The organism is Modestobacter sp. L9-4, assembly GCF_019112525.1.
GTDB lineage: Bacteria > Actinomycetota > Actinomycetes > Mycobacteriales > Geodermatophilaceae > Modestobacter.
Map to the genome: position 1 here is coordinate 2,893,668 of NZ_CP077800.1, position 21,378 is coordinate 2,915,045.

Consider the following 21,378-nt stretch of genomic DNA (forward strand, 5'->3'; position numbering starts at 1 on the left):
CGTGCCACGATCGGCGGCGTGCCACGCTGGGACGACACCCCGCTCGTCGGTCGGGCCGCTGAGCTCGACCGGCTGCTCCAGCACGTCGACCGGGCGGCCTCCGGGCGGTCCTCGGCGGTGCTGGTGGCCGGGGACGCCGGCGTGGGCAAGAGCCGGCTGCTCGAGGAGCTGGGTGCCCGCGCGACGGCGCGCGGGGTGCGGGTGCTGGTCGGCCACTGCGTCGACCTCGGCGACGTCGGCCTGTCCTACCTGCCCTTCGTCGACCTGCTGCGCCCGGTGGCCGCCGACCCGGTCCTGCGGGCTGTGCTGGACCGGTACCCGCAGCTCACCGACGTGCTCACCGGCCGCGTCCGGACGGTGGCACCCGACCAGCCGGTCCCCGCTGCGGCCGACCTCGGGGGGCCGCTGCTGTCGGCCCACCGGGCGCTGGGCCGGCCCGCGGACGACGGTCGGCTGCAGCTGTTCGAGTCGGTCGCGGCGCTGCTGGGGGAGCTGGCCGCCGAGCAGCCGCTGGTCGTGGTGCTGGAGGACCTGCACTGGGCCGACCGGTCCAGCCGGGACCTGCTCCGGTACCTGCTGGCCCGGCTGGTCGACGAACCGGTCGCCGTCATCGCCTCCTACCGGGCCGACGACCTGCACCGGCGGCACCCGCTGCGCCCGCTGCTGGCCGAGCTGGTGCGGCTGCCCGGGGTCGAGCGCCTGCAGCTGGCGGCGCTGCCCGACGCCGACGTGGAGCGCCTCGTCCGGGGCCTGGCCGCGGCGCGCGGCGGGGCGAGCGACCGCGTGGTCGACGACGTGGTGGCCCGCGCCGAGGGCAACGCGTTCTACGCCGAGGAGCTGCTGGCGGCCGGTCTGCACGGCGAGGAGCTGCCGCTGGGTCTCAGCGACGTCCTGCTCGCCCGGGTCGAGACGGTCTCCCCGGAGGCGCAGGAGGTCCTCCGCGTCGCCGCCGTCGCCGGGCGCCGGGTGCGGCACGAGCTGGTGTTGGCGGTGAGCGGGCAGGCCGCGGCACAGCTGGAGCGGTCGCTGGCCGAGGCGGTCCACCACCACCTGCTCGTCGTCGCCGACGACGGCCGCTACCTGTTCCGCCACGCCCTGCTGCGCGAGGCGGTGCTGGCCGACCTGCTGCCCGGTGAGCGGGTGCGCCTGCACGGCGCGGTCGCCACCCACCTGGCCGACCACCCCGGCACCGGGACGGCCGCCGAGCGCGCGCACCACCTGCTGGCCAGCAACGACCTGCCCGGGGCGCTGACCGCCTCGCTGGACGCCGCCGCGGCCGCCGGGCGGGTGGGCGCCCCGGCCGAGCAGCTGCAGCACCTGGAGGCCGCGCTGGCGCTGTGGCCGGTGGTGCCCGACGCGGCCGGACGGGCGGGGCGGGCGCACTGGCAGCTGCTGGTGGACACGGCCGCGTCGGCCCGGGTCGCCGGTGAGGTGCACCGTGCCGTGGCCCTGCTCCGCGCGGCGCAGGGCGTCCTGGGCCCGGCCGGGGACCCGGCCGACCGGGCCCGGGTGCACCACACGCTGGCCCAGACGCTGACCCGGATCGAGGACCAGGAGGCCGCCCACCGGGAGAGCACGGCCGCCCTGGCCCTGGTGCCGGCCGACCCGCCCTCGGTGGTGCGCACCTGGGCGGCGGCCACGCACGCCCGTACCAGCTGGGCGGTGGGCCGCCCCGAGGAGGCGACCAGCGCCGGGGAGGAGGCGCTGGCCGCCGCCGACGCCCTCGGCCTGGACAGCGCGTGGGCCGACACCGCGGTGTCCCTGGCGAGGATGCAGCGGGTGCACGACCCGGCAGCGGTGCAGCGGCGGTTGCAGGAGGCGCTGCTGCGCGCTCGCCGGTCCGGGGACGCGGACGTGGAGATGCGGGTGCTGTTCAACCTCGCGATCACCGCCTACGACGCCGGCGACGTCGCCGGCACGCTCGCGGTGACCGGTCCGGCCGTCGTCCGGGCCCGGGAGCTGGCCGTGGAGTGGTCGTTCTACGCCGCCGAGGTGCGCCACCTGGAGGTGCTCGCCCGCCACGCCGCCGGCGACTGGGACGCCGCCCTCGCCCTCGCCGACGAGCTGGCCCGGGTGCCGGAGATGGCCTCCCACGTCCGCGCGAACGGGCTGCTCGTGCTGACCGGTCGGGGTGACCCGGCCGCGCGGCCCCGGCTCGCCTGGGCGCGCGACCTCACCGACCGGCTGGACGTGCACCTGTCGCTGATGCTGGCCACCGTCACCGCGGAGGTCGAGCTGGCCGCCCAGGACGGTGAGCCGGACGAGGCGGTGCGGCGGGCGACCTGGGCCGACCGGCGGATGCAGGAGCTGTGGGGCGGCGACCGGCTCGGGTCGCTGCGGCTGCTGACGAGCGCGCTCTCGGTGGTCGCCGACGCCGCGGCCCGGGCGAGGACGACCGGTCAGGTCGACGTGCTCACCCGGTGGGTCCGCGAGGGCGAGGCGCTCGCCGAGCTGGCCGAGCAGGTGGTGGCCGAGTACGTGCCGCTGATCGGGCCGCTGGGGGTCGAGGCGCTGGCGTGGCAGCACCGGCTCGCGGCCGAGGTGAGCCGGCTCCACGGCCGCGCCGCCCCGCAGCTGTGGCGCGCGGTGGTCGAGGCGTTCGGCTACGGGCACGTCCCGGAGCAGGCGGTGAGCCGGTTCCGCCTCGCCGAGGCCCTGCTGGCGGTGGACGACCGGCCGGCAGCCGGCGACGAGCTGCGACGGGCCCACGAGGTGGCGGTACGCCTGGGCGCGGTGCCGCTGCGGACGGCGGTCGAGGCGCTCGCCCGCCGGGGACGGCTCGACCTGCCCGGGGTCCGCACGACCGAGCCGGGTGCCGTGCTGACGCCGCGGGAGGCCGAGGTGCTGGCGCTGCTGGCCCGCGGGTGCACCAACCGGCAGGTCGGCGCGGCGCTGTTCATCAGCGAGAAGACCGCGAGCGTGCACGTGAGCAACATCCTGGCCAAGCTCGGCGTCTCCGGCCGCACCGAGGCGGTGGCCGTCGCCGCCGCCCGCGGGCTGCTCGGCTGATCCGGTTCCGGGTGGGCAGTCGACGCGCCGACACGGGCGGACACGCCGGCGCCACTGGACCGGTGCGGCCCAGGTCGGTGCGGTCAGAGCATCGTGCGGAGGCGCTCGCGGCGGGCGCGGAGGACCTCGACCGACGCGGACGCCGACGGCGGGCCGGGCACCGACTGCCGCAGCTGGGTGTGCACCACGGCCTGCGGCTGCGACGTCTTGGCCGCGATCCGGTTCACCAGCCGGGTGATCTCGCGGCGCAGCTCGGCGACGTCGCGCCAGCCGTTGCTCACCGCCTCCTCCTCGGGGTGGTCCTCGACGACCATGAAGCCGTCGTCGTCCCCCCGCGCGTGCGAGGCGGCGATGCGGATGCGCAGCTCGTCGTCCCGCTTGGAGAGCAGCTCGGCGGTCTGGGCGGGGGTGAGCAGCCCGGGGATGCCCAGGTACTCCTCCTCCTCCTCGCCGAGGACGACGGTGGCGCCGCGGCCCTCGCCGGTGTGCGCCGTCCCGCTGTGCAGCACGTGGGCGAAGCGGGCGTCGGCCTCGAGTGCCTCCCACTTCTGCATCTCGCCCTCGCGCGGCTCGCGCGGCGGCAGGTCGAGCGCCTCGAGCTCCTCGTCGGGCTGGCTCTTCGGCGGGGGCATGACGTGGTTGCGCTGCTCCTCCATGGACGCGGCGAGCGAGAGCAGCGGCCGCACCGCGGGGAGGAACACCGTCGCCGACTCGTGCGGCCCGCGGGCGCGGACGACGCGGCCGACGGCCTGGGCGAAGAACAGCGGCGTCCGGTAGGAGGTCATCCAGGCCAGGACGGCGGCACGGGGGACGTCGACGCCCTCGGAGACCATCCGCACGCAGACGGCGATCCGGGCGCCGCCGAGGTTGAACTTCTCGATCTTCTTCGACGCCTTGGGGTCGTCGGAGAGGATCAGCTCCGGGGCCTTGCCGGTGACCCGGCGGACGATCTTGGCGTACTCGCGGGCGTCGTCCTGGTCGCTGGCCAGCACCAGGCCGGCGGCGTCGGGCATGCCGGACTCGCGCAGGTGGGTGATCCGGTCGTCCATCGCGGCGATGACGTGCGGCACCCACTGGCCCTTGGGGTCCAGCGCGGTGCGCCAGGCCTGCATCTCCACCGACTTGGTGCCGGCCTCGGTGAGCGAGGCGGCGACGACCTCACCGGCGGAGTTCCGCCAGCGCGAGGTGCCGGTGTAGGCGGCGAAGACGACGGGGCGGACCACGTTGTCGGCGAGGGCCTCCTTGTAGCCGTAGGTGAAGTCGGCGGTCGACATGAGGCCGCCCTGGCCCTCGAAGCCGTCCTCCACGTACGTGACGAACGGGATGCGCTCGTCGGCCTTGGTGCGGAACGGCGTCCCGGTCAGCGACAGCCGGCGGGCCGCGCGGGTGAACGCCTCCTCGATGGCCTCACCCCAGGACAGGCCGTCACCGGCGTGGTGCACCTCGTCCAGGATCACCAGCGTCTTGACGCTGGTCGCGCGGGCGGCGTGCAGCATCGGCTTGCCGGCGACCTGGGCGTAGGTGGTGACGTAGCCCTGCGTGCCGGCGCGCACCGGGCCGATCGCGTTGGTCAGGTTCGGGTCCAGCACGATGCCCATCGCGTGGGCGGCGTCGGCCCACTGCATGCGCAGGTGGTCGGTCGGGCAGACGACGACGACCCGGGCGACCTCGCGCTTGGCGAGCAGCCGCTGGGCCAGGGTCAGGGCGAAGGTGGTCTTCCCGGCGCCCGGCGTCGCGGTGACCAGGAAGTCCTTGGGGGAGGACTCCTCGTACTTGCCGAGGGCCGCGGTCTGCCAGGCCCGGAGCGGTCGGCTGTTCGTCTGCGGGGCTCGCGCCGCCGCCTGTGTCGCAGTCGCCATGTCGGGGTCCATCTTGGTCGGCGGAGGGGCAACACGCCCAACCGGGTGCCTCCGGCGCGCCTCCCCGGCCAGCGCGTATGGGACGGCGCCGGCACGCCGCTGAGCTGGCCTTTCTCCGACCGGGACGGCGAGGTGTGGCACTTCTCATGCTGCGTGCCGGACCGTCTCGTCACCACCGCCCTCCCCGCCGTCCCCAGCTGCCCCGGCAGGCCTTGACAGACTGCGCCGGTGACCTCGTCGCTGACCTGGCTGACCTCCCCGGACGACGTCGACGGGGAGCTGCGCGCCGAGCTCACCGCCTGCTGGCGCGACGTCGCCAACGCCGGGGGAGCGGTCGGCTTCGCCCAGCAGCTGCCGGTGACCGCGGACGTCGTCCGACCGGTGCTCGACGCGACCGTCGAGGCGCCCGGTGCCCGGCTGCTCGTGGCCCGGGCGGACGGCGCGGTCGCCGGCTGGCTGGTGCTGATCACGAACGACGAGCCGGTCTTCGCCCACTGGGCGTGGGTCAAGCGGGTGCAGACCGCGGTGGCGCACCGGGGCACCGGCGTGGCCCGGACGCTGATGACCGAGGTCGCCCGGTCCGCCCGCGACGACCTCGGGCTGGAGTGGCTGCGCATCGAGGTGCGCGGCGGTGCCGGGCTGGAGCCGTTCTACGAGCGGTTCGGCTGGCAGGTCGTCGGCAGCTGGCCCCGCGCCGTCGCGGTCACCCCGGACGACCGCCGCGACGAGGTCCTGATGACGCTGCCCCTGCGGTGATGGCGGAGTGGACCCGTCGACCTCACGCCGACGGGCCCACTCCGCTCAGCGGGGGAGGAGGGCCCCGGACGCGACCAGCGCTGCCCGGACGTCGGCATCCGTGATCGCCCCCGTCCCGCGGGACGCCCAGGCGATGTGGCCGTCCGGGCGGACCACCACGGCGGTCGCGCCGAGCCGGGCGGCCACGTCCGCGGGGAGCCGTCCCGTGGTGCTCGGGACGCCCACCGCGGCGATCTGCTCGGGGGTGGTCGACAGCAGGACGAGCTCCCCGGGCATGAAGAGGTCCAGGAACTCCGCGAGCGCGGCGGGGTCCCCGACCGGCAGCGGGCAGCGCCGGCCGACCAGGGGGTCGTCCCCGTCGCCCCGGGCGTAGGCCAGGTCGATGCAGCTCACGGACCCGGCGGTGTGCGCGTTCCCCTCCGGCGAGCGCAGGAAGCCGTCGACGACCTCCCGGGTGGCCACCTCGGCGGGTGTCCTCGCCCGGATGAGCGCGCCCTGCGCGAGGGTGGACCGCCGGAGCTCCTGGCCGTAGTCGTGGCGCTCGTCGCCGTAGCGGTCGAGTGTCGATGCGGGAGCGGTGCCGTGGAGGAACGCCGCTGCCCGCCAGCCGAGGTCCATCGCGTCCTGCAGGCCGGCGTTGAGGCCCAGGCCCCCGGTGGGCCAGTGGACGTGTGCCGCGTCCCCGGCCAGGAGCACCCGGCCCGCGCGGTAGGTGGCCGCGAGCCGGTTGGCGTCCCCGAAGCGGGACAGCCAGCGGGGGTCGTGCATCCCGAAGTCCGCCCCCGCGATGCGCACGGTGGTGGCCCGCAGGGTCTCCAGGTCGAGCTCCTCGTCCCGGTCCTGGTGCTCGGGGTCCCAGCCGGTCACCCGGAAGGTCCCGTCGGGGAGCGGGGCGACGATCAGCGCACCCTCGGGGGACCGCCGGCGGAAGCCGGGCGGCGGCGGCTCCGTCAGGTGCACGTCGCCGAGGAAGCCCCAGTTGCTGCTCGGTTCGCCGGGGAAGGCGATGCCCGCCGCGGCGCGCACACCGCTGCGCGCGCCGTCGGCGCCGACCAGCAGGTCGGCGCGCAGCTGCGTCGTCCGGCCGTCCCGCTCGGTGGTCACCAGCACCTCGTCGGCGGTCTGCTGCAGGTCGCGGAAGGCGGTGTCCCGCTGGATCTCGACGCCCAGGTCGAGAGCGCGCTGCTCCAGGACGCTCTCAGTGACCGTCTGCGGCACCGAGAGCATGAACGGGTACGGGGTGTCCAGCTGCTGGAAGTCCAGCAGCGTCTCCAGCATCCCGAAGTGCCAGCGCGGGAGTGGTCGGCCGGCAGTCAGGACAGGGCCGAGGGCGCCGCGGAGGGCGAGGACCTCGAGCGTGCGCGGCAGCAGACCGAGCGCCTTCGAGTTCTCCGACCGCCGGCCGGTCTGCTCGAGCAGGGTCGTCCGCACCCCGGCGAGGGCGAGCTCGCCGGCGGTCCAGAGCCCCACCGGGCCGGCGCCGACGACGACGGCGTGCGGGGCGTGCGGGCCGCCGGGGGTGGTGTCGTGCATGGGTCGCGCTCCTCGTGGTCGACGGATCGGCGAGGAGTGGTCGTGCGACGTCGGCGCCCACTCGCTCGGTCCCTCGAACCTATTGAGTGACGACGAGTAGATCAATCAATCACCAGTCAGTGAAAACACGGGTGTCTGGACGGCCCCCAGCGGGCGCTCACGGCGTCCGTCGGCGGAGCTCAGCGGGGGCCCAGGACGGCGTGCGCGACGTGCTCGCGGAGGAAGACCTCGGCCTGGTCCTGGGCCCACCCCATCCTCGTGAGCACCTCCCAGGACGGGTACCCGAGCAGGTACCAGAGGGCGTCCACCGCGCGCTCCCTCGAGGCGGCCGCCGTGCCGTGCGGCCGCAGCACGCCGAGCGCGTCGAGGTGCTCGACGAACTCGGTGAACCCCTCCCGGGTCATCGCCTCGACCCGGGAGGCGAGGTCTCCCACCAGCGGCTCCGAGGCCGCCGCCTCCGCCATCACGCGCGCGACGCCGGCGACGTCGTCCTGCACGCGGCGCACCCCGGCGACCAGCCGCTCGACCGCCTGCACGGGGTCGGACTCCGCGGTGGCGGACTGCAGCACCGCGGCGATCTCCGGCAACTGCGTGCCGCGCTCGACCAGTGCCAGGACGAGCTGGGGCTTCCCGCCCACGACGGCGTGGACCGTGGCGGGAGCCACCTGGGCGGTCCGGGCGATCGCCGCGATCGTCGCCCTCCCGTAGCCGACGTCGCCGAAGGCCTGCATCGCTGCGTCGAGGACGGCCTGCAGCGTGGCGTCCGCGGCAGCCTGTCGTCGGGGCGAGTGGTACGGACGTGGCGGCACCCCGCCACCGTATCGACGGGGGACGGCGGTCCCGTCCGGACGACGTCCGTGCGTCAGGTCAGCGGGCGAGCCGGGGTGCCCGGGCGACGTCTCCGCGCCCGGGCACCGCGATCAGGCGCCCTCGTCGACCCAGTCGGGGCCGTTGACCTCTCCGGGGCCGGCCAGGTCGGCGGCGTCGACGATCGTGTACGCGTAGCCCTGCTCGGCCAGGAAGCGCTGCCGGTGCGCGGCGTACTCGCTGTCGAGGGTGTCGCGGCTGACGACCGTGTAGAAGTGCGCCTGCCGGCCGTCGGCCTTGGGGCGCAGCACCCGGCCGAGGCGCTGGGCCTCCTCCTGCCGGGAGCCGAACGTGCCCGACACCTGGACGGCGACCGCCGCCTCGGGCAGGTCGATGGAGAAGTTCGCGACCTTGGAGACGACGAGGGTCTTGATTTCGCCGGTGCGGAACGCGGCGAACAGCCGCTCCCGCTCCTTGTTGGTCGTCGACCCCTGGATCACCGGTGCGTCCAGTGCGACCCCGAGCTCGTCGAGCTGGTCGAGGTAGGCGCCGATGACCAGCTTCTGGTCGTCGGGGTGCCGCTCCAGGATGCGGCGGATCACCGGCATCTTGGAGTGCGCGGTCGCCGCGATCTTGTACCGCTCCTCGGGCTCGGCGACCGCGTAGGTCATCCGCTCCTCGTCGTCCAGGCTGACCCGCACCTCGACGCACTCGGCCGGGGCGATGTAGCCCTGCGCCTCGATGTCGCGCCACGGCGCGTCGTAGCGCTTGGGGCCGATCAGGGAGAAGACGTCGTCCTCGCGGCCGTCCTCGCGCACCAGCGTCGCCGTCAGCCCCAGCCGGCGGCGGGACTGCAGGTCGGCGGTGAGCCGGAAGATCGGCGCGGGCAGCAGGTGGACCTCGTCGTAGACAATCAGGCCCCAGTCCTGGGCGTCGAAGAGGTCCAGGTGCCGGTACTCGCCCTTCCGGCGGGTGGTGATCACCTGGTACGTCGCGATGGTGACCGGGCGGATCTCCTTGCGCTCACCGGAGTACTCGCCGATCTCCTCCTCGGTCAGCGACGTGCGGGCGATGAGCTCCCGCTTCCACTGCCGGCCGGAGACGGTGTTGGTGACCAGGATCAGCGTGGTCGCCTTGGCCTCGGCCATCGCCGCCGCGCCCACCAGCGTCTTGCCCGCACCACACGGCAGGACGACGACGCCGGAGCCGCCGGCCCAGAAGCCGTCGACGGCCTCCTGCTGGTAGTCGCGCAGGTGCCAGCCGTCCTGGGCGAGGGAGATCGGGTGCGCCTGGCCGTCGACGTAGCCGGCGAGGTCCTCGGCCGGCCAGCCGATCTTCAGCAGCGCCTGCTTGAGCCGGCCGCGCTCGGCGGCGTGCACGATCACGGTGTCGGCGTCGACCCGGGCGCCGAGCATCGGGGCCACCCGCTTGCTGCGGACGACCTCCTCCAGCACGGCCTTGTCGGTGCTGGTCAGGGTCAGCCCGTGGACGGGGTTGTTGGCCAGGGTGAGCCGGCCGTAGCGGTCCATCGTGTCGGCGATGTCGACCAGCAGGGCGTGCGGCACGGGGTAGCGGCTGAAGCGGACGAGGGCGTCGACGACCTGCTCGGCGTCGTGGCCGGCGGCGCGGGCGTTCCACAGCGCGAGCGGGGTGACCCGGTAGGTGTGCACGTGCTCGGGCGAGCGCTCCAGCTCCGCGAACGGGGCGATGGCCGCCCGGCACTCCTTGGACTGCGGGTGGTCGACCTCCAGCAGGAGGGTCTTGTCCGACTGGACGATCAGGGGGCCGTCAGGCACGCGTGGGCATCCTCTGCTCGGGGCTCCGCGCGGGCTGCGCACGGACTGTCCACGGTAACGCCGTCCGGCGACCTCGCCTTCCGGACGACGGTGTGCCCACCGCCTCACCGGACGCCGTCCGGCGGTGACCGCGTCACCCTCGGGAGTCACGCCGACGGAGGTGAGATCTGCGCTCTCGTGGCATCCGCGGCCGGAAGGCCACGAGATCGCGGATCTCGCGGCGCGAGACCGCACCGGCCGCGCACCGGGCTCCGGTGAGATCTGCGATCTCGTGGCTCCCGCGGCCGGGAGGCCACGAGATCGCAGATGTCGCGGGCCGGGTCAGACCCAGGCGGTGCGGCGGAGCGGGGGCCGCCGGTCGCCGCCGCGCTTCTGCAGCAGCACCTGGTTGACGCCCATCTCGCCGGACTCGAAGGTCAGCGCGCTGGCGGCCATGTACAGCCGCCACACCCGGGCCCGGCCCTCGCTGGTGGCGGCGACGGCGGCGTCCCAGTTCTGCTCGAGCAGCTGCACCCAGGCGCGCAGGGTGAGCGCGTAGTGCTGGCGCAGCGCCTCCACGTCGAGGACCTCCATGTCCTTGCTCTCCAGGAAGCCGACCGTCTCGCCCAGGTTCAGCAGCTCGCCGTCCGGGAAGACGTAGCGGCCGATGAAGCTGTCGGGCTTCACCGTGGAGCGCCCGGCGTTCCAGGCGATCGCGTGGTTGAGCAGCCGGCCGCCGGGACGCAGCAGCCGGTCCAGCTGGGCGGCGTACTCCGGCATCTGGGCGCGGCCCACGTGCTCGGCCATGCCGATGGAGCTGATCGCGTCGAAGGGCTCGTCCTCCACGGCGCGGTAGTCCTGCACGCGGATGTCGATCTTGTCGGTGAGCCCGGCCTCGGCGACCCGCTTGCGGGCCATCCGGGCCTGCTCCTCTGACAGCGTCACGCCGACGACCACGGCGCCGTAGTGCCTCGCGGCGTGGATCGCCATCGAGCCCCACCCGCAGCCGACGTCCAGCAGTCGGGTGCCCTCGGTGAGCCCGAGCTTGCGGCAGACCAGGTCGAGCTTGGCCTCCTGCGCGGCGTCCAGCCCGGTCTCCGGGGTCTCCCAGACGGCGCAGGAGTAGACCATCGAGGGGCCCAGCACCAGCTCGTAGAAGTCGTTGCCGACGTCGTAGTGGTGGCTGATCGCCGCGGCGTCCCGGCCCAGGGAGTGCCGCAGCCCGCGCTTCTCGACCGTGGCCTCCTCGGCCGGCGGTGCCGGCTCGGGGCCGATCGCGCCCAGCCGCAGCGCCGTCCCCAGCAGGGACAGCCGCTCGCGCCACGTGGTCTGCGACGCCGGTCCCTCCTGGTTCAGCCGGCCGGCCGACCGCAGTGCGGCGAACGTCGCGAAGACGTCGTCCTCCATGTCGATCTCGCCGGCCACGTACGCCCGGCCCAGCCCGAGCTGGCCCGGCGCCCACACCATCCGGCGCAGCGCGCGCCGCGAGTTCACCGCGACGACCGGTGCCCCGGCCGGCCCGGTGACCGAGCCGTCCCAGCCGCGCAGCTGCACCGGCAGCTCGCTCGTCCCGAGCACCGCGCCCAGCGCCTCGGCCAGCCGGTCGGCGACCGTCCTCCTGTTGCCCATGTCCCACTCCTGCCTGCGGCGGCGCCAGCGGAGGTCCGGGTCCTGCTGCCCGGCCGCTGGTTGCCAACACCAACTGTCTCCGCGCAACACCGGGCGGGGCGATGATCATCCCGGATCCACCCGATCGGCGGAACAGGTCTCAGGACGGCGCGGGTGTGTCCTGCGACCCGACCAGGGCGACCGAGGTGATCCGGTGGACGGCGAACGTCCGGGTCTCGCCGCGCCCCTCGTCGAAGCCCTGCAGGAAGCCGCCGGACAGCGACACCGGCTGCACGATGCGCTGGCTGCCGCTGCCCTGGGCGTCGACGTAGCCCAGCCACACCGGCAGGCCGCCGCTGACCGCGCGGGAGAGCACCTCGAGCGTGCTGGCCGTGGTGACACCGGGGATCTGCCGTACCGGCTCGGCGCGGCGGGCGGCCAGTGCGGCGTCCCCGGCGCGGAGCTCGCGGACCGTGGCCTCGACCTCGTCGGTCCGCAGCGGCCGCGGGCCGGCCGCGGCCGGACTGCCGGGACGGCGCCCGGCGGCCCGTGCCGGCGCCGGCGGCCGGGTCAGCACCGCGCCACCGGAGGACTCCCCGGCCGGGGCGTACCCGGCGGTGCGCAACACGGTGAGCACCTCGTCGGCGGGCAGACCGCTGACCAGGACGCCGGGGGCGAGCCGGCGCAGCTCGGCGTTGGCGGTGCGGCGGTCGCTGAGCACCTGGGACACCAGCCCGTGGTCGTCGGAGCGCACGTAGCACTCGATGGCGCCCACCCGCAGCCGGCCGTGCTGGCGGGCGACGTCGTCGACCAGGTAGTCCAGCGCCTGCGGCACCGGGGTGCGGGAGGCGCGGGTGAAGAAGTCGTGCAGGTCGGCCGCGGACCAGCCCTGGTCCAGCGCCCGCCGGATGCTGGACTCCGAGACCCGGTAGACCGTCGCGCCGCCGGAGGACTCGACGTCGGCGACGACGGCCAGCGTGCCGGCCAGGTCGGCCAGCAGCGGCCCGGGGGCGATCAGCGAGAGGTCGGGCTGGGCGAGCACGTGGTCCACCGGTGCCGGCAGCAGCCCGCGCATCCCGTCGGCGGCGCCGTCCTCACCGTCGGACAGCAGGCCGCGCCCGCCGGAGCTGAGCACGCCGCTGACCGCGACGCCCAGGCGCTCGGCCTCGGCGAGCAGGTCGGGCACCGGCGAGAGCCGGTCGGCCCGCCGGGGGGTGCGCCAGCGCAGCAGCGCGACCAGCTCGCCGGCCGCCAGCCCCTCGCCGGGCGGGAACTCGGCCAGCACCGACAGCGCCGAGCGGCGCAGCGCCGGCGCCGTCTGCCGGACGACGTCGGGGGACAGCACGTTGACCGCCTTGCCGGCCACGTCGCGCTCGCCGACCAGGGAGATGAGCCGGGGGCTGGTCAGCCAGCCGGCGACGAGCACGGCCCAGCGGTCGGTGAGGTCCTGCTCGCGCCAGGCGTCGTAGGCGCGGGTCGGCAGCCACTCGTCGCGCTGCGCGCCACCGACGTCCAGCAGCCCCGCGGCGTAGGCGACCTCGACCAGGAACGCGATGTCGCGCTCGGCGACCTTGAGCTCCTTGGCCAGCCGCTTGGCGTCGCGCACGCCCAGCCCGCCGCTGCGCAGCAGCCCGGCCGGCTCCTCCTCCAGGGCGGTGAGGACGTCGGTGACCCGGCTGAGCACCTCGAGCGCGGAACCCGCGGACTGCTGGTCGATGACGGCGGGCTCGCGGCGGGTGACCTCGGGCTCGGGGCGCGACCGCGGCGGCCCCAGCGGCTGGTCGCCCCGCAGGACCAGGCCGATCTCCCGGGGCAGCTCGACGTTGATCGCGTCGATGCGGGCCAGCAGCCCCGCCTGCAGCAGCCGCCGAGCAGGGGTGAGCGAGCCGGCGGAGGAGTCGGGGAGGTGCCCGACCGGGCGGTCACCGGCCAGCCGGTCCAGCACGGTGCGCTCGTCGTCGGCGAGCTCCGCCAGCACGGCCGGCAGGTCGCGGGGGAGCGCGACCCGCAGGTCGGTGGCCCGCCGGCCCAGGCCCGCGGGGTAGCGGACGGCGCGGCGCACCGGCTCGGGGGCGTGCAGCTCGTCGTCACCCCACAGCAGGGCGCGGGTGGTCAGCGTCTCGACCGCCGCCGTGACGACGTCGGCGGGCACGCCGGGCAGCAGGCCGGGCAGGTCGGCCTGCGCGACGCCGTCGGTGGGGGAGAGCAGGACGGCGTCGAGCACCTGCAGCGTGGCGGCGTCCAGCTCGTCCAGCGCCCGGTCGACCGACACCGGGACGGCGAGGCGGGTCGCCAGCCCCACGACGTCGGAGGGGGCGGGGCGCGCGACGTCGGGCCGGGCGACCAGGAGGGCGCCCAGCTGCTCATCGGTGCGGGTGCGCAACCAGGCGGCGAGCGTGGCGGGCTGGTCCGGGGACATCCGCTCCACGCTACGTCGGGCGGGGGTGTCGCCGCTGCGGCGCCCGGTGCGGCTCACCCGACCGGTGGACGACGTCGCCTACCGTCCGGCAGCTGTGACCTCTCGTGCGGACTCCTCGCCGACCGCGCGTCGGTTGCTGGGGCGTTGGAGCACCCCGATGCTCGTGTTCATCGGCACCGGGGTGATCGCCGCCCTCGTCTTCGCGTGGGGTTGGATCGGACCGGAGCCTTTGGCGTCCTTCGCGGAACTGCTCAATCCGACGCTCCCACTCGCCCTGGGCTCGGCACTGATGCTCCTGCTGATGACATGCCGGATCAGCGGTGACCCCACCGGGTACGTGGAGGTGGTCGGACTCCTGCTGATCCGCCGTGTGCCTGTCGGGGCGATCGTGGTCGTGACGACGGCCGCGGGGCTCGGCCTGAGGTTGGACTCCGGGCGCACCATCGGGTCGATCGCCTACGGGCAGTCGCTGATCGGCGACTTGATCGGCTATCCGCGGTCCAAGCGGACGGCGCTGGCGGTCATGGATTTCGTGGAGTCGACGAGGACGCCGGATCGGCAGTCCGCGGAGGTCGTCACGGTGCTGCGCGGTCGGGCGATCGCGGCTGTGCTGGCCGCCGGGGTCCTGCTGATCGGCGTGACTGTGCTGATCAACCACCTGTGATCGGGGACCCGGACGGCGGTGTGCGGTGGGTGCCCACTCCACGCCGGGAACGGGTTCCCACCGCACATCGCTCAGCGCGCCCGGGCGCGGTGGTCTGGGAGCATCGCGGCCGTGTCCGCCCTCGACGACCCGCAGACCCGCACCGACCTCGCGGCGCTCCGGGCGGGTGCGCTGCGCTGGCTGGGCGGCGGGCTGCTCGCCGTCGTCCTGGGCTTCGTCGCGGGTGCCGCGGTCATCCGGGTCACCGAGGACGGCGGGACGCGGCCGCCGGGCGCCGGGCTGCTGGTGGTCGGGTTGGTCCTCGCCGGGGTGGCGGCCGCGCTGGCCGGGCTCGGCTCGCTGCTGCGCACGCGCCGGTGGTCCGCCGGACTGGCCCGGGAGCCCTGGCGCCGCGGGGTGCTGCGCATCGCGGGGCCGGCGATGCTGCACGTCGAGTCCGATGACGTCGACGAGCCGCTGCGGCTGCGGCTGATGTCCACCGCGGTCTGGCGCACCCGGGAGGTGCAGCGCCTGGCCGGTGCCGAGGTGCGCTGGGCGGAGGTCGCGCCGCGGGAGTGGGTGCTCACCGCCGACGGCGCGGGCACGGTCTATGGGGCGCGCCCGGCCCGCCGCCGCTGACCCCTCCCAGCGACACGGGAGGGAGTGCGGGTGGAGACCGGCAGGCCGATCCGGGAAGATGGTGGCGAGGCACCCGGGGAGTTGACCCGTGGCCTGACCGCAGATGGAGGCACCGTGTCCAAGCGCAAGGACAAGCACGCCCACCTGATCGAGCCGACCTGGGGGCAGTCGACCGGCGACGGCCCGCCGGTCACCGAGCTGATGAGCGAGATGGCCGGTGGCCTCTCGCCGTTCGGTGAGGACCACGCCTTCCCGCTGCCGCCCGAGCGGCTGCGCTACGCCCACCCGACGGACCGTCCCAACCCGTCGGGCCGCGCCCGCGACTGACCGTCGCCGACGTCGGCCGGACCCCCGGCCGACGTCGTCGCGCTCAGCCGGCGCGGACCACCAGGTCCGCCGCCAGCGCGCACGCCGCGCACAGCACCACCAGCCCGGTGGCCCCGGCCGCGAGCCGCGACGCCCGCGCGTCGCCGGCGCTCCCGGCCGCCCGCTGGGCCGACGTCGCCCGTCGGCGGGTGAGCACGCCCAGCACGACCAGCCCCGCAGTCGCCACCACCGCGGACAGCGCGAGCACCGCCGGCTCGTCGTGCACCACCGCCGAGCGCAGCAGCAGCCCGGCCACCGCCAACACGCCCAGCCCGGTGCGCTGCCAGGCCAGCACCGTGCGTGCCGGCTGGGTCTCGCCCGCGCTCACCCGCGGCCGATCTCGACGGCGACCAGCACCAGCAGCGCCACCGCCAGCAGTGCGACCAGTCCGGTGACCCACGCCGCGGCGGTGCTCACCGGCAGCGGCTGGTCCGCCGCGATCGCCTGCTCGTTGCGGCGGTACCGCCGGTGCCCGGCCACCGCCGTGACCCCACCGGCCAGCACCAGGGCGATGGAGACCGTCGGGCCGCCGGCCGGGAAGCCCAGCTCCGGCACGAACTGGGTCATCGCCACCCCGCCCGCGACCAGCGCCAGCGCGGTGCGCAGCCAGGCGAGCAGGGTGCGCTCGTTGGCCAGGCTGAACCGGTAGTCCGGGTGCGGTGCGGGCGCCGGTGCACCGTCGGGGGTCGACACGCCGGCCAGCGTAGAGAAAGGACCCCGCTGCCCCCCACCGCTCGCAGGCTCGCGGCGGGGCCCTGCAGGGGGCCGTCAGCCGGTCGGGCTCGCTGAGGGGCTGGTGGTCGCGGTGCCGCCGTCGGCGCGGATGAAGCCGATCGGCCAGGCGCCGGACAGGCCGTTGCAGGCCTCCGGGTCGGTGTCCTGCACGACCACCAGGTAGTAGGTCGCCGGGACCACGTCGGAGGTGTTGATCCCGCTGAAGACCGTGGTGCCGTCGTCGACGGCGACCTCCCCGATGCGCTCCTGCAGCTTCTCGTCGAACACCTGCACGCCCCAGCCGGACGCCGCGACGGCGCCGTCCACGGTCAGCACCACGGTGGTGTCCGCGGCGACCTCGAGGATGGGCGGGGACACCTGGTACCGCTTGCCCTCCCCGCCCAGGCAGTACTGCGTCGGGTCGACCGTGACCGGGGTGCCGCCGGCCTGCACCGTGACCGTCGGGACGGCGCCGGCCCGGGCCTGCCCGCCCCCGGAGTCGCCGCACCCGCTGAGCACCAGCAGCCCGCCCAGCAGCGCCACCCCCGTCGCTGCCCGTGCTGCGGTGGTCATGCGTGTGCCTCCTGGTCGGGAAGTGGGAGGGCCCGGCGGCTGCGCAGGCTCCAGAGGGTCAGGCCGACGGCGAGCACCAGCAGCGCCGCGGCGACGGTGAAACCGATCCACCCGGTGCTGGGCAGCGCGATCGCCAGCGCCCCGCCCAGCACCCAGGCCAGCTGCAGCCAGGTCTCCGAGCGGGCGAACGCCGACGCCCGCAGCCGGTCGGGCACCTCGCGCTGCACGATCGCGTCCAGCGCGGCCTTGCCCAGCGCGTTGGTCACCGCGGCGACGAAGGCGACCAGGGCGGCCATGGGCAGGCTGTAGAAGACGGCGGCCAGCACGGTGATCGCCGCGGCGACCCCGGCCGCGGCGAGCACCACGCGGTCGGGGCTGGCGCTGCGCAGCCGGGAGCCCGCGGCGGTGCCCAGGAAGCTGCCCACGCCCGCGGCGGCCGCGAGCGAGCCCAGCGCCACGGTGGCCGGCCAGCCGTCGTCCACGGTGGCCTGCACCAGGAACGCGGCGAAGATCGTGAGGAAGCCGCTCAGTCCGCGCAGCGCCGCGGTGGCCCGCAGCGCCGTCACCACGTGCGGCGTGGTCGCCCGGCGCCGGCCGGGCAGGTCCATCGGCGTCGTGCGCAGGACGTCGGCGGGGTCCTCCCCGGCCGGGACGTCGACGTGCGCGGGCAGCCGCAGCGCCAGGACGGCGGCGACGGCGAACACCGCCGCGGTCGCGCCCAGCTCCCAGCCGAAGCCGAGGAGCCAGGCCAGCCCGGCGGCGACCCCGCCCGCCACGCCCCCGGCGGCCAGCCCGAAGACCGACATCCGGGCGTTCGCGGAGGTCAGGGACAGCGCCGTGGGCAGCACCCGCGGCACGACGGCGGCCCGCAGCACGTTGAAGCCCTTGCTCAGCACCAGCACCCCGAGGGCGGCCGGGTAGAGGGCCAGGTCGTCGTGGTGGGCGGCCATGACCAGGGCCAGCACGGCCCGGGCGGCGAGGCTGCCGGCCAGCGCCCACCGCCGTCCGCGCTGCAGCCGGTCCAGCGCCGGGCCGATGACCGGCGCGACGACCGCGAACGGGGCCATGGTGATGAGCAGGTAGAGCGCCACGTTGCCGCGCTGGGCGTCGGAGGCGGCGGCGAAGAACAGCGTGCCGGCCAGCGAGACGGCGATCATCGCGTCGCCGGCGACGTGCAGGGCGTTGACGGTCAGCAGCCCGGACAGCCCGCTGTCGCCCGCGCCGTCGGCCCGGCTGGCCGCCCGCACCCGCCGCACCGCCGCGCCGCTCAGCTCGCGCGACCGGGCGGCGGCCACCCGGGTCACCGTCAGCCGCGCCGGGGCGCTGCCCGGTGCGGGCGCGGTGTGCTGCGGTGCGGTCGCCGCGTCCACGGTCGCCGCGTCCACGGTCGCCGGGACCGTCACCGGGGGACGGGTCTCGACGGCGCCGTCCGGCGTGCCGACGACCGGCAGCGGGCGGGTCTCCTGCCGCCGGAGGGCCAGCGGTTCGGTCTCCGGTCCGGCCCCGGGTGCCGGCCGCGACGTCCGCCGCCGCAGCCGCGCGCGGGGGAGCGGGGAGTCGGGCACCGGACCATCGTGCCGCAGCGGGCTGTGCCGCACTCCCGGCCCGCTCCCGGGACTCCGCGCGAGCCGGGGTGAGCGGGCGCCGCACACTTGGTGCCATCGGCGACAATGGGGGCGTGTCCGACTCCGCTGCCTCCGCCGCCGCCCCTGGACCCGCGCCGGAGGAGGTGCTGGCCGCCGCGGTCGAGCAGGCCCGCGCCGCCGCCGTCGAGGTCGCCAGTGACCCGGCGGCCGTCGGCGAGCACCTCGGGGTCAGCGCCGAGCCGGTCGCCGAGGACGCCGGTGCCGCGCTGGGTGCCGTGCTGACCCACTCCTTCGCCGCCGGGCTGCCCGGTTACCTGGGCTGGCACTGGGCGGTCACGCTGGCCGTCGTCCCGGGCGACGAGCACCCCACCCTCGACGAGGTCGTGCTGCTGCCCGGCGACTCCGCGCTGCTGGCCCCCGCGTGGGTGCCCTGGCACGAGCGGCTGCGCCCCGGCGACCTGTCCGTCGGCGACGTGCTGCCCTCCACCGAGGACGACCCGCGCCTGGTGCCCTCCTACCTCGCCGACGACGACTCCGCCGACGACCCGGCCGGCCGCGTGGTCGCCGAGGAGATCGGCATCGGCCGGGAGCGGGTGCTGTCGGTCGAGGGCCGCAACGAGGCCGCCGAGCGCTGGCGGGAGAGCGAGTTCGGGCCGAAGTCGGCCATGGCCCGGCACGCCCCCGGCCCGTGCGCGAGCTGCGGCTTCTACCTGCCGCTGGCCGGCTCCCTGCGGCTGTCGCTCGGCGCGTGCAGCAACGGGTTCTCCCCGGCCGACGGGCACGTCGTCACCGCCGACTACGGCTGCGGCGCCCACAGCCAGGCCAGCCTCGAGCGCACCACCGGCGAGCCGGCCGAGTTCGTCCCGACCGCGCGCTACGACACCGCGGACTTCGACCACATCTGAGGCGGCGGTGACGTGGCGACCCTGACGGGCCGCAGCGCGGCCACGAGCCGTGCCCGGCCGCCGATGAGCCGCTCCCGCTGATCAGGTCGGGAGCCTCCGGCCCCGCGACCTGATCACCGAGCACGCTGGCGCGTGCGGTGTCCCGTCCCCGACCTCGGTGGCGGGGTTCGTCCCGGCGTCCGTGGGTGGGCCGTCCGCTGCCCTCCTAGCGCTGGCCCTGCCAGCGCATGAGGGCCAGGCCCAGGCCGGGGAGGACGACGCCGGCGACGCAGGTCCAGGTCCACACCCGGTCGACGTCGTCGCCGAGGACCAGCAGCACGACCAGGGCGACCGCCCACAGCGCCGTGCCGGCCAGCACGACGCGGACGGTGTCGACCTGCAGGGGCGGCGGGGACGGGCGGGTCGGCGCGGGCACGCCTGCGACCTTAGAGGCTGCACAGCGGGCCGTTACGCCGGCGGAACCCATCCCGGGCCCGGCGTGTGGCACGCTGTCGCCGCTCGCAGCCACCTGCGCCGGGCGGACCGACGGGGAGCCACCCCGCCGCGGCCGTCCGCCGGCGCCGTTCCAAGGGGTGTCCATGCCCAGCAGGTCCCGTCCCGTCCGCCTGCCCGCGCGCACCGGCAGCACCGCCGTGGGGGCGCCGGCCACGCAGGCGGTCGACCCCGCGGGGACCGGCTCCCGGCGCAGCGCCGGCCCGACGCTGCGGCCGAAGAACGGCGTCGACCGGTACTTCGAGGTCACCGCCCGCCGCTCGACGTTCGGCCGCGAGGTCCGCGGTGGCCTCACCACCTTCTTCACGATGGCCTACATCGTGGTGCTCAACCCGATCATCCTGTCCGGCGCGGACATCAACGGGACGACGCTGCCGTTCGCCTCCGTCGCCGCGGTCACCGCGCTCGTCGCCGGGGTGCTCACCGTCGCCATGGGCATCGTGGGCCGGTACCCGCTGGCGCTGGCCACCGGCCTGGGCATCAACGCGATCGTCGGGGTCTACGCCGCGACCCAGCTGTCCTGGCCGGAGATCATGGGCCTGGTCGTGCTGGAGGGCCTGCTGATCACCGTGCTGGTGCTCACCGGGTTCCGGCGCGCGGTCTTCACCGCCATCCCGGCCCAGCTGAAGACGGCGATCGCCGTCGGCATCGGCTTCTTCCTCACCATCATCGGGCTGGCCGACGCCGGCATCATCCGCCCGGGCAACCCGCTGATCAGCTTCGGCGTCAACGGGTCGCTGGCCGGCTGGCCGATGCTCACCTTCGTCGTCGGCCTGCTGCTGACCAGCGTGCTGGTGGTGCGCAAGGTCCGCGGGGCGCTGCTGATCGGGATCATCGCCACCACGGTGTTCGCGATCGTGGTCGAGGCGATCGCCGACATCGGCCCGCGCACCGGCGCCGACGGCACCGTGGCGGACGCCCACGGCTGGGCGCTGCAGGTGCCGACCTGGCCGGGGCAGGTGTTCGACGTCCCGGACCTGTCGCTGATCGGCAAGTTCTCGCTGTTCGGCGGCTTCGACCGGATCGGGCTGCTCGCCGCTGTCCTGATCGTCTTCTCGATCATGATCGCCGACTTCTTCGACACCGTCGGCACCGTGACCGCCGTCGGCGCCGAGGGCGACCTGCTGGACGCCGACCGCAACCTGCCGCGCTCGCAGCCGGTGCTGCTGGTCGACTCCCTCGCCGCGGCCGCCGGTGGTGCGGCCAGCGTGTCGTCGAACACGACCTACATCGAGAGCGCCGCCGGCGTCGGCGACGGTGCCCGCACGGGTCTGGCCAGCGTCGTCACCGGCGTGCTGTTCCTGGTCGCCACCTTCTTCACCCCGCTGGTGCAGGTCGTGCCCTCCGAGGCCGCTGCACCGGTGCTGGTGATCGTCGGCGCGATGATGATCAGCCAGGTGCGCGACCTCGAGTGGGGCGACATGTCCCTGGTGATCCCGGCGTTCCTGACCATCGCGCTGATGCCCTTCACCTACTCGATCACCAACGGCATCGGCGCCGGCGTCGTCAGCTACGTGCTCCTGCGGGTCGCCACCGGGCGCCGCCGCGACGTGCACCCGCTGATGTGGGTCGTCGCCGTCGTCTTCGTCGTCTACTTCGCGCTGGACCCGATCCAGCAGCTCGTCTGACGAAGGGCCCCCTCTCCCCCCACCCCTCGCAGGCTCGGGGCGGGACCCTGAGAGGGGGCCGGGGGT

The 21,378-nt window shown here is 75.6% G+C and carries 18 protein-coding genes; 7 read left to right on the top strand and 11 right to left on the bottom strand.

Going from position 1 to position 21,378, the window contains the following annotated elements; genetic code table 11:
- Positions 1-18 precede the first annotated feature (18 nt).
- Positions 19-3,009 carry an AAA family ATPase gene (locus KUM42_RS20295; protein ID WP_304610700.1) on the top strand — a complete coding sequence of 997 codons (2,991 nt, stop codon included), beginning with the start codon at positions 19-21 and terminating at the stop codon, positions 3,007-3,009.
- Positions 3,010-3,092: 83 nt separating this feature from the next.
- On the opposite strand, the gene KUM42_RS13605 is transcribed toward KUM42_RS20295, so the two are convergent.
- On the bottom strand, positions 3,093-4,868 hold the full coding sequence (locus KUM42_RS13605; RefSeq protein ID WP_237493067.1) for a DEAD/DEAH box helicase: 1,776 nt from the start codon (positions 4,866-4,868) through the stop codon (positions 3,093-3,095).
- A 228-nt stretch (positions 4,869-5,096) separates the two neighbouring features.
- On the opposite strand from KUM42_RS13605, the gene KUM42_RS13610 reads away from it, so the two are divergent.
- Positions 5,097-5,624: a GNAT family N-acetyltransferase gene (locus KUM42_RS13610; protein ID WP_237493068.1), complete on the top strand. Its 528-nt coding sequence runs from the start codon at positions 5,097-5,099 to the stop codon at positions 5,622-5,624.
- A gap of 45 nt (positions 5,625-5,669) precedes the next feature.
- Here KUM42_RS13610 and KUM42_RS13615 read toward each other — a convergent pair whose 3' ends face one another.
- The 5 genes from KUM42_RS13615 to KUM42_RS13635 all read right to left on the bottom strand — a co-directional run bounded on the left by KUM42_RS13615 (position 5,670) and on the right by KUM42_RS13635 (position 13,766).
- A complete protein-coding gene (locus KUM42_RS13615) occupies positions 5,670-7,157 on the bottom strand; it encodes an FAD-dependent monooxygenase (RefSeq protein ID WP_237493069.1) in 1,488 nt (495 codons plus the stop codon).
- A gap of 179 nt (positions 7,158-7,336) precedes the next feature.
- A complete protein-coding gene (locus KUM42_RS13620) occupies positions 7,337-7,966 on the bottom strand; it encodes a TetR/AcrR family transcriptional regulator (protein ID WP_237493070.1) in 630 nt (209 codons plus the stop codon).
- Between the two features lie 111 nt (positions 7,967-8,077).
- Positions 8,078-9,760, bottom strand: a complete 1,683-nt coding sequence (locus KUM42_RS13625; protein WP_237493071.1) for a DNA repair helicase XPB — start codon at positions 9,758-9,760, stop codon at positions 8,078-8,080.
- 321 nt (positions 9,761-10,081) lie between these two features.
- A complete protein-coding gene (locus KUM42_RS13630) occupies positions 10,082-11,368 on the bottom strand; it encodes a cyclopropane-fatty-acyl-phospholipid synthase family protein (protein WP_237493072.1) in 1,287 nt (428 codons plus the stop codon).
- A 139-nt stretch (positions 11,369-11,507) separates the two neighbouring features.
- Positions 11,508-13,766: a helicase C-terminal domain-containing protein gene (locus tag KUM42_RS13635; RefSeq protein WP_237493073.1), complete on the bottom strand. Its 2,259-nt coding sequence runs from the start codon at positions 13,764-13,766 to the stop codon at positions 11,508-11,510.
- Positions 13,767-13,923: 157 nt separating this feature from the next.
- Between KUM42_RS13635 and KUM42_RS13640 the strand changes: the two genes are divergently transcribed.
- From KUM42_RS13640 to KUM42_RS13650, 3 genes are all read left to right on the top strand, one after another.
- Positions 13,924-14,430, top strand: a complete 507-nt coding sequence (locus KUM42_RS13640) for a hypothetical protein (RefSeq protein ID WP_237493074.1) — start codon at positions 13,924-13,926, stop codon at positions 14,428-14,430.
- A gap of 111 nt (positions 14,431-14,541) precedes the next feature.
- Positions 14,542-15,048 carry a hypothetical protein gene (locus tag KUM42_RS13645; protein ID WP_237493075.1) on the top strand — a complete coding sequence of 169 codons (507 nt, stop codon included), beginning with the start codon at positions 14,542-14,544 and terminating at the stop codon, positions 15,046-15,048.
- 114 nt (positions 15,049-15,162) lie between these two features.
- A complete protein-coding gene (locus tag KUM42_RS13650; protein WP_237493076.1) occupies positions 15,163-15,375 on the top strand; it encodes a hypothetical protein in 213 nt (70 codons plus the stop codon).
- A 43-nt stretch (positions 15,376-15,418) separates the two neighbouring features.
- On the opposite strand, the gene KUM42_RS13655 is transcribed toward KUM42_RS13650, so the two are convergent.
- The 4 genes from KUM42_RS13655 to KUM42_RS13670 all read right to left on the bottom strand — a co-directional run bounded on the left by KUM42_RS13655 (position 15,419) and on the right by KUM42_RS13670 (position 18,266).
- Positions 15,419-15,742: a DUF202 domain-containing protein gene (locus tag KUM42_RS13655; protein ID WP_237493077.1), complete on the bottom strand. Its 324-nt coding sequence runs from the start codon at positions 15,740-15,742 to the stop codon at positions 15,419-15,421.
- Positions 15,739-16,107 (bottom strand): YidH family protein, encoded by a 369-nt coding sequence (locus tag KUM42_RS13660; protein ID WP_237493078.1) that lies wholly within the window; start codon positions 16,105-16,107, stop codon positions 15,739-15,741. Before KUM42_RS13660 ends, KUM42_RS13655 begins: the two co-directional genes overlap by 4 nt.
- 75 nt (positions 16,108-16,182) lie before the next feature.
- Positions 16,183-16,701, bottom strand: a complete 519-nt coding sequence (locus KUM42_RS13665; protein ID WP_237493079.1) for a DUF2771 family protein — start codon at positions 16,699-16,701, stop codon at positions 16,183-16,185.
- Positions 16,698-18,266 carry an MFS transporter gene (locus tag KUM42_RS13670; RefSeq protein WP_237493080.1) on the bottom strand — a complete coding sequence of 523 codons (1,569 nt, stop codon included), beginning with the start codon at positions 18,264-18,266 and terminating at the stop codon, positions 16,698-16,700. The genes KUM42_RS13665 and KUM42_RS13670 overlap by 4 nt, the downstream gene beginning before the upstream one ends.
- 113 nt (positions 18,267-18,379) lie before the next feature.
- On the opposite strand from KUM42_RS13670, the gene KUM42_RS13675 reads away from it, so the two are divergent.
- Complete coding sequence (locus KUM42_RS13675) at positions 18,380-19,192, top strand: DUF3027 domain-containing protein (RefSeq protein ID WP_237493081.1); 813 nt, start codon at positions 18,380-18,382, stop codon at positions 19,190-19,192.
- A gap of 205 nt (positions 19,193-19,397) precedes the next feature.
- On the opposite strand, the gene KUM42_RS13680 is transcribed toward KUM42_RS13675, so the two are convergent.
- On the bottom strand, positions 19,398-19,607 hold the full coding sequence (locus tag KUM42_RS13680; RefSeq protein WP_237493082.1) for a DUF2530 domain-containing protein: 210 nt from the start codon (positions 19,605-19,607) through the stop codon (positions 19,398-19,400).
- 163 nt (positions 19,608-19,770) lie between these two features.
- On the opposite strand from KUM42_RS13680, the gene KUM42_RS13685 reads away from it, so the two are divergent.
- The gene (locus tag KUM42_RS13685; protein WP_237493083.1) at positions 19,771-21,312 is read left to right on the top strand and encodes an NCS2 family permease; all 1,542 of its coding nucleotides are present in this window, start codon (positions 19,771-19,773) and stop codon (positions 21,310-21,312) included.
- Positions 21,313-21,378 lie beyond the last annotated feature (66 nt).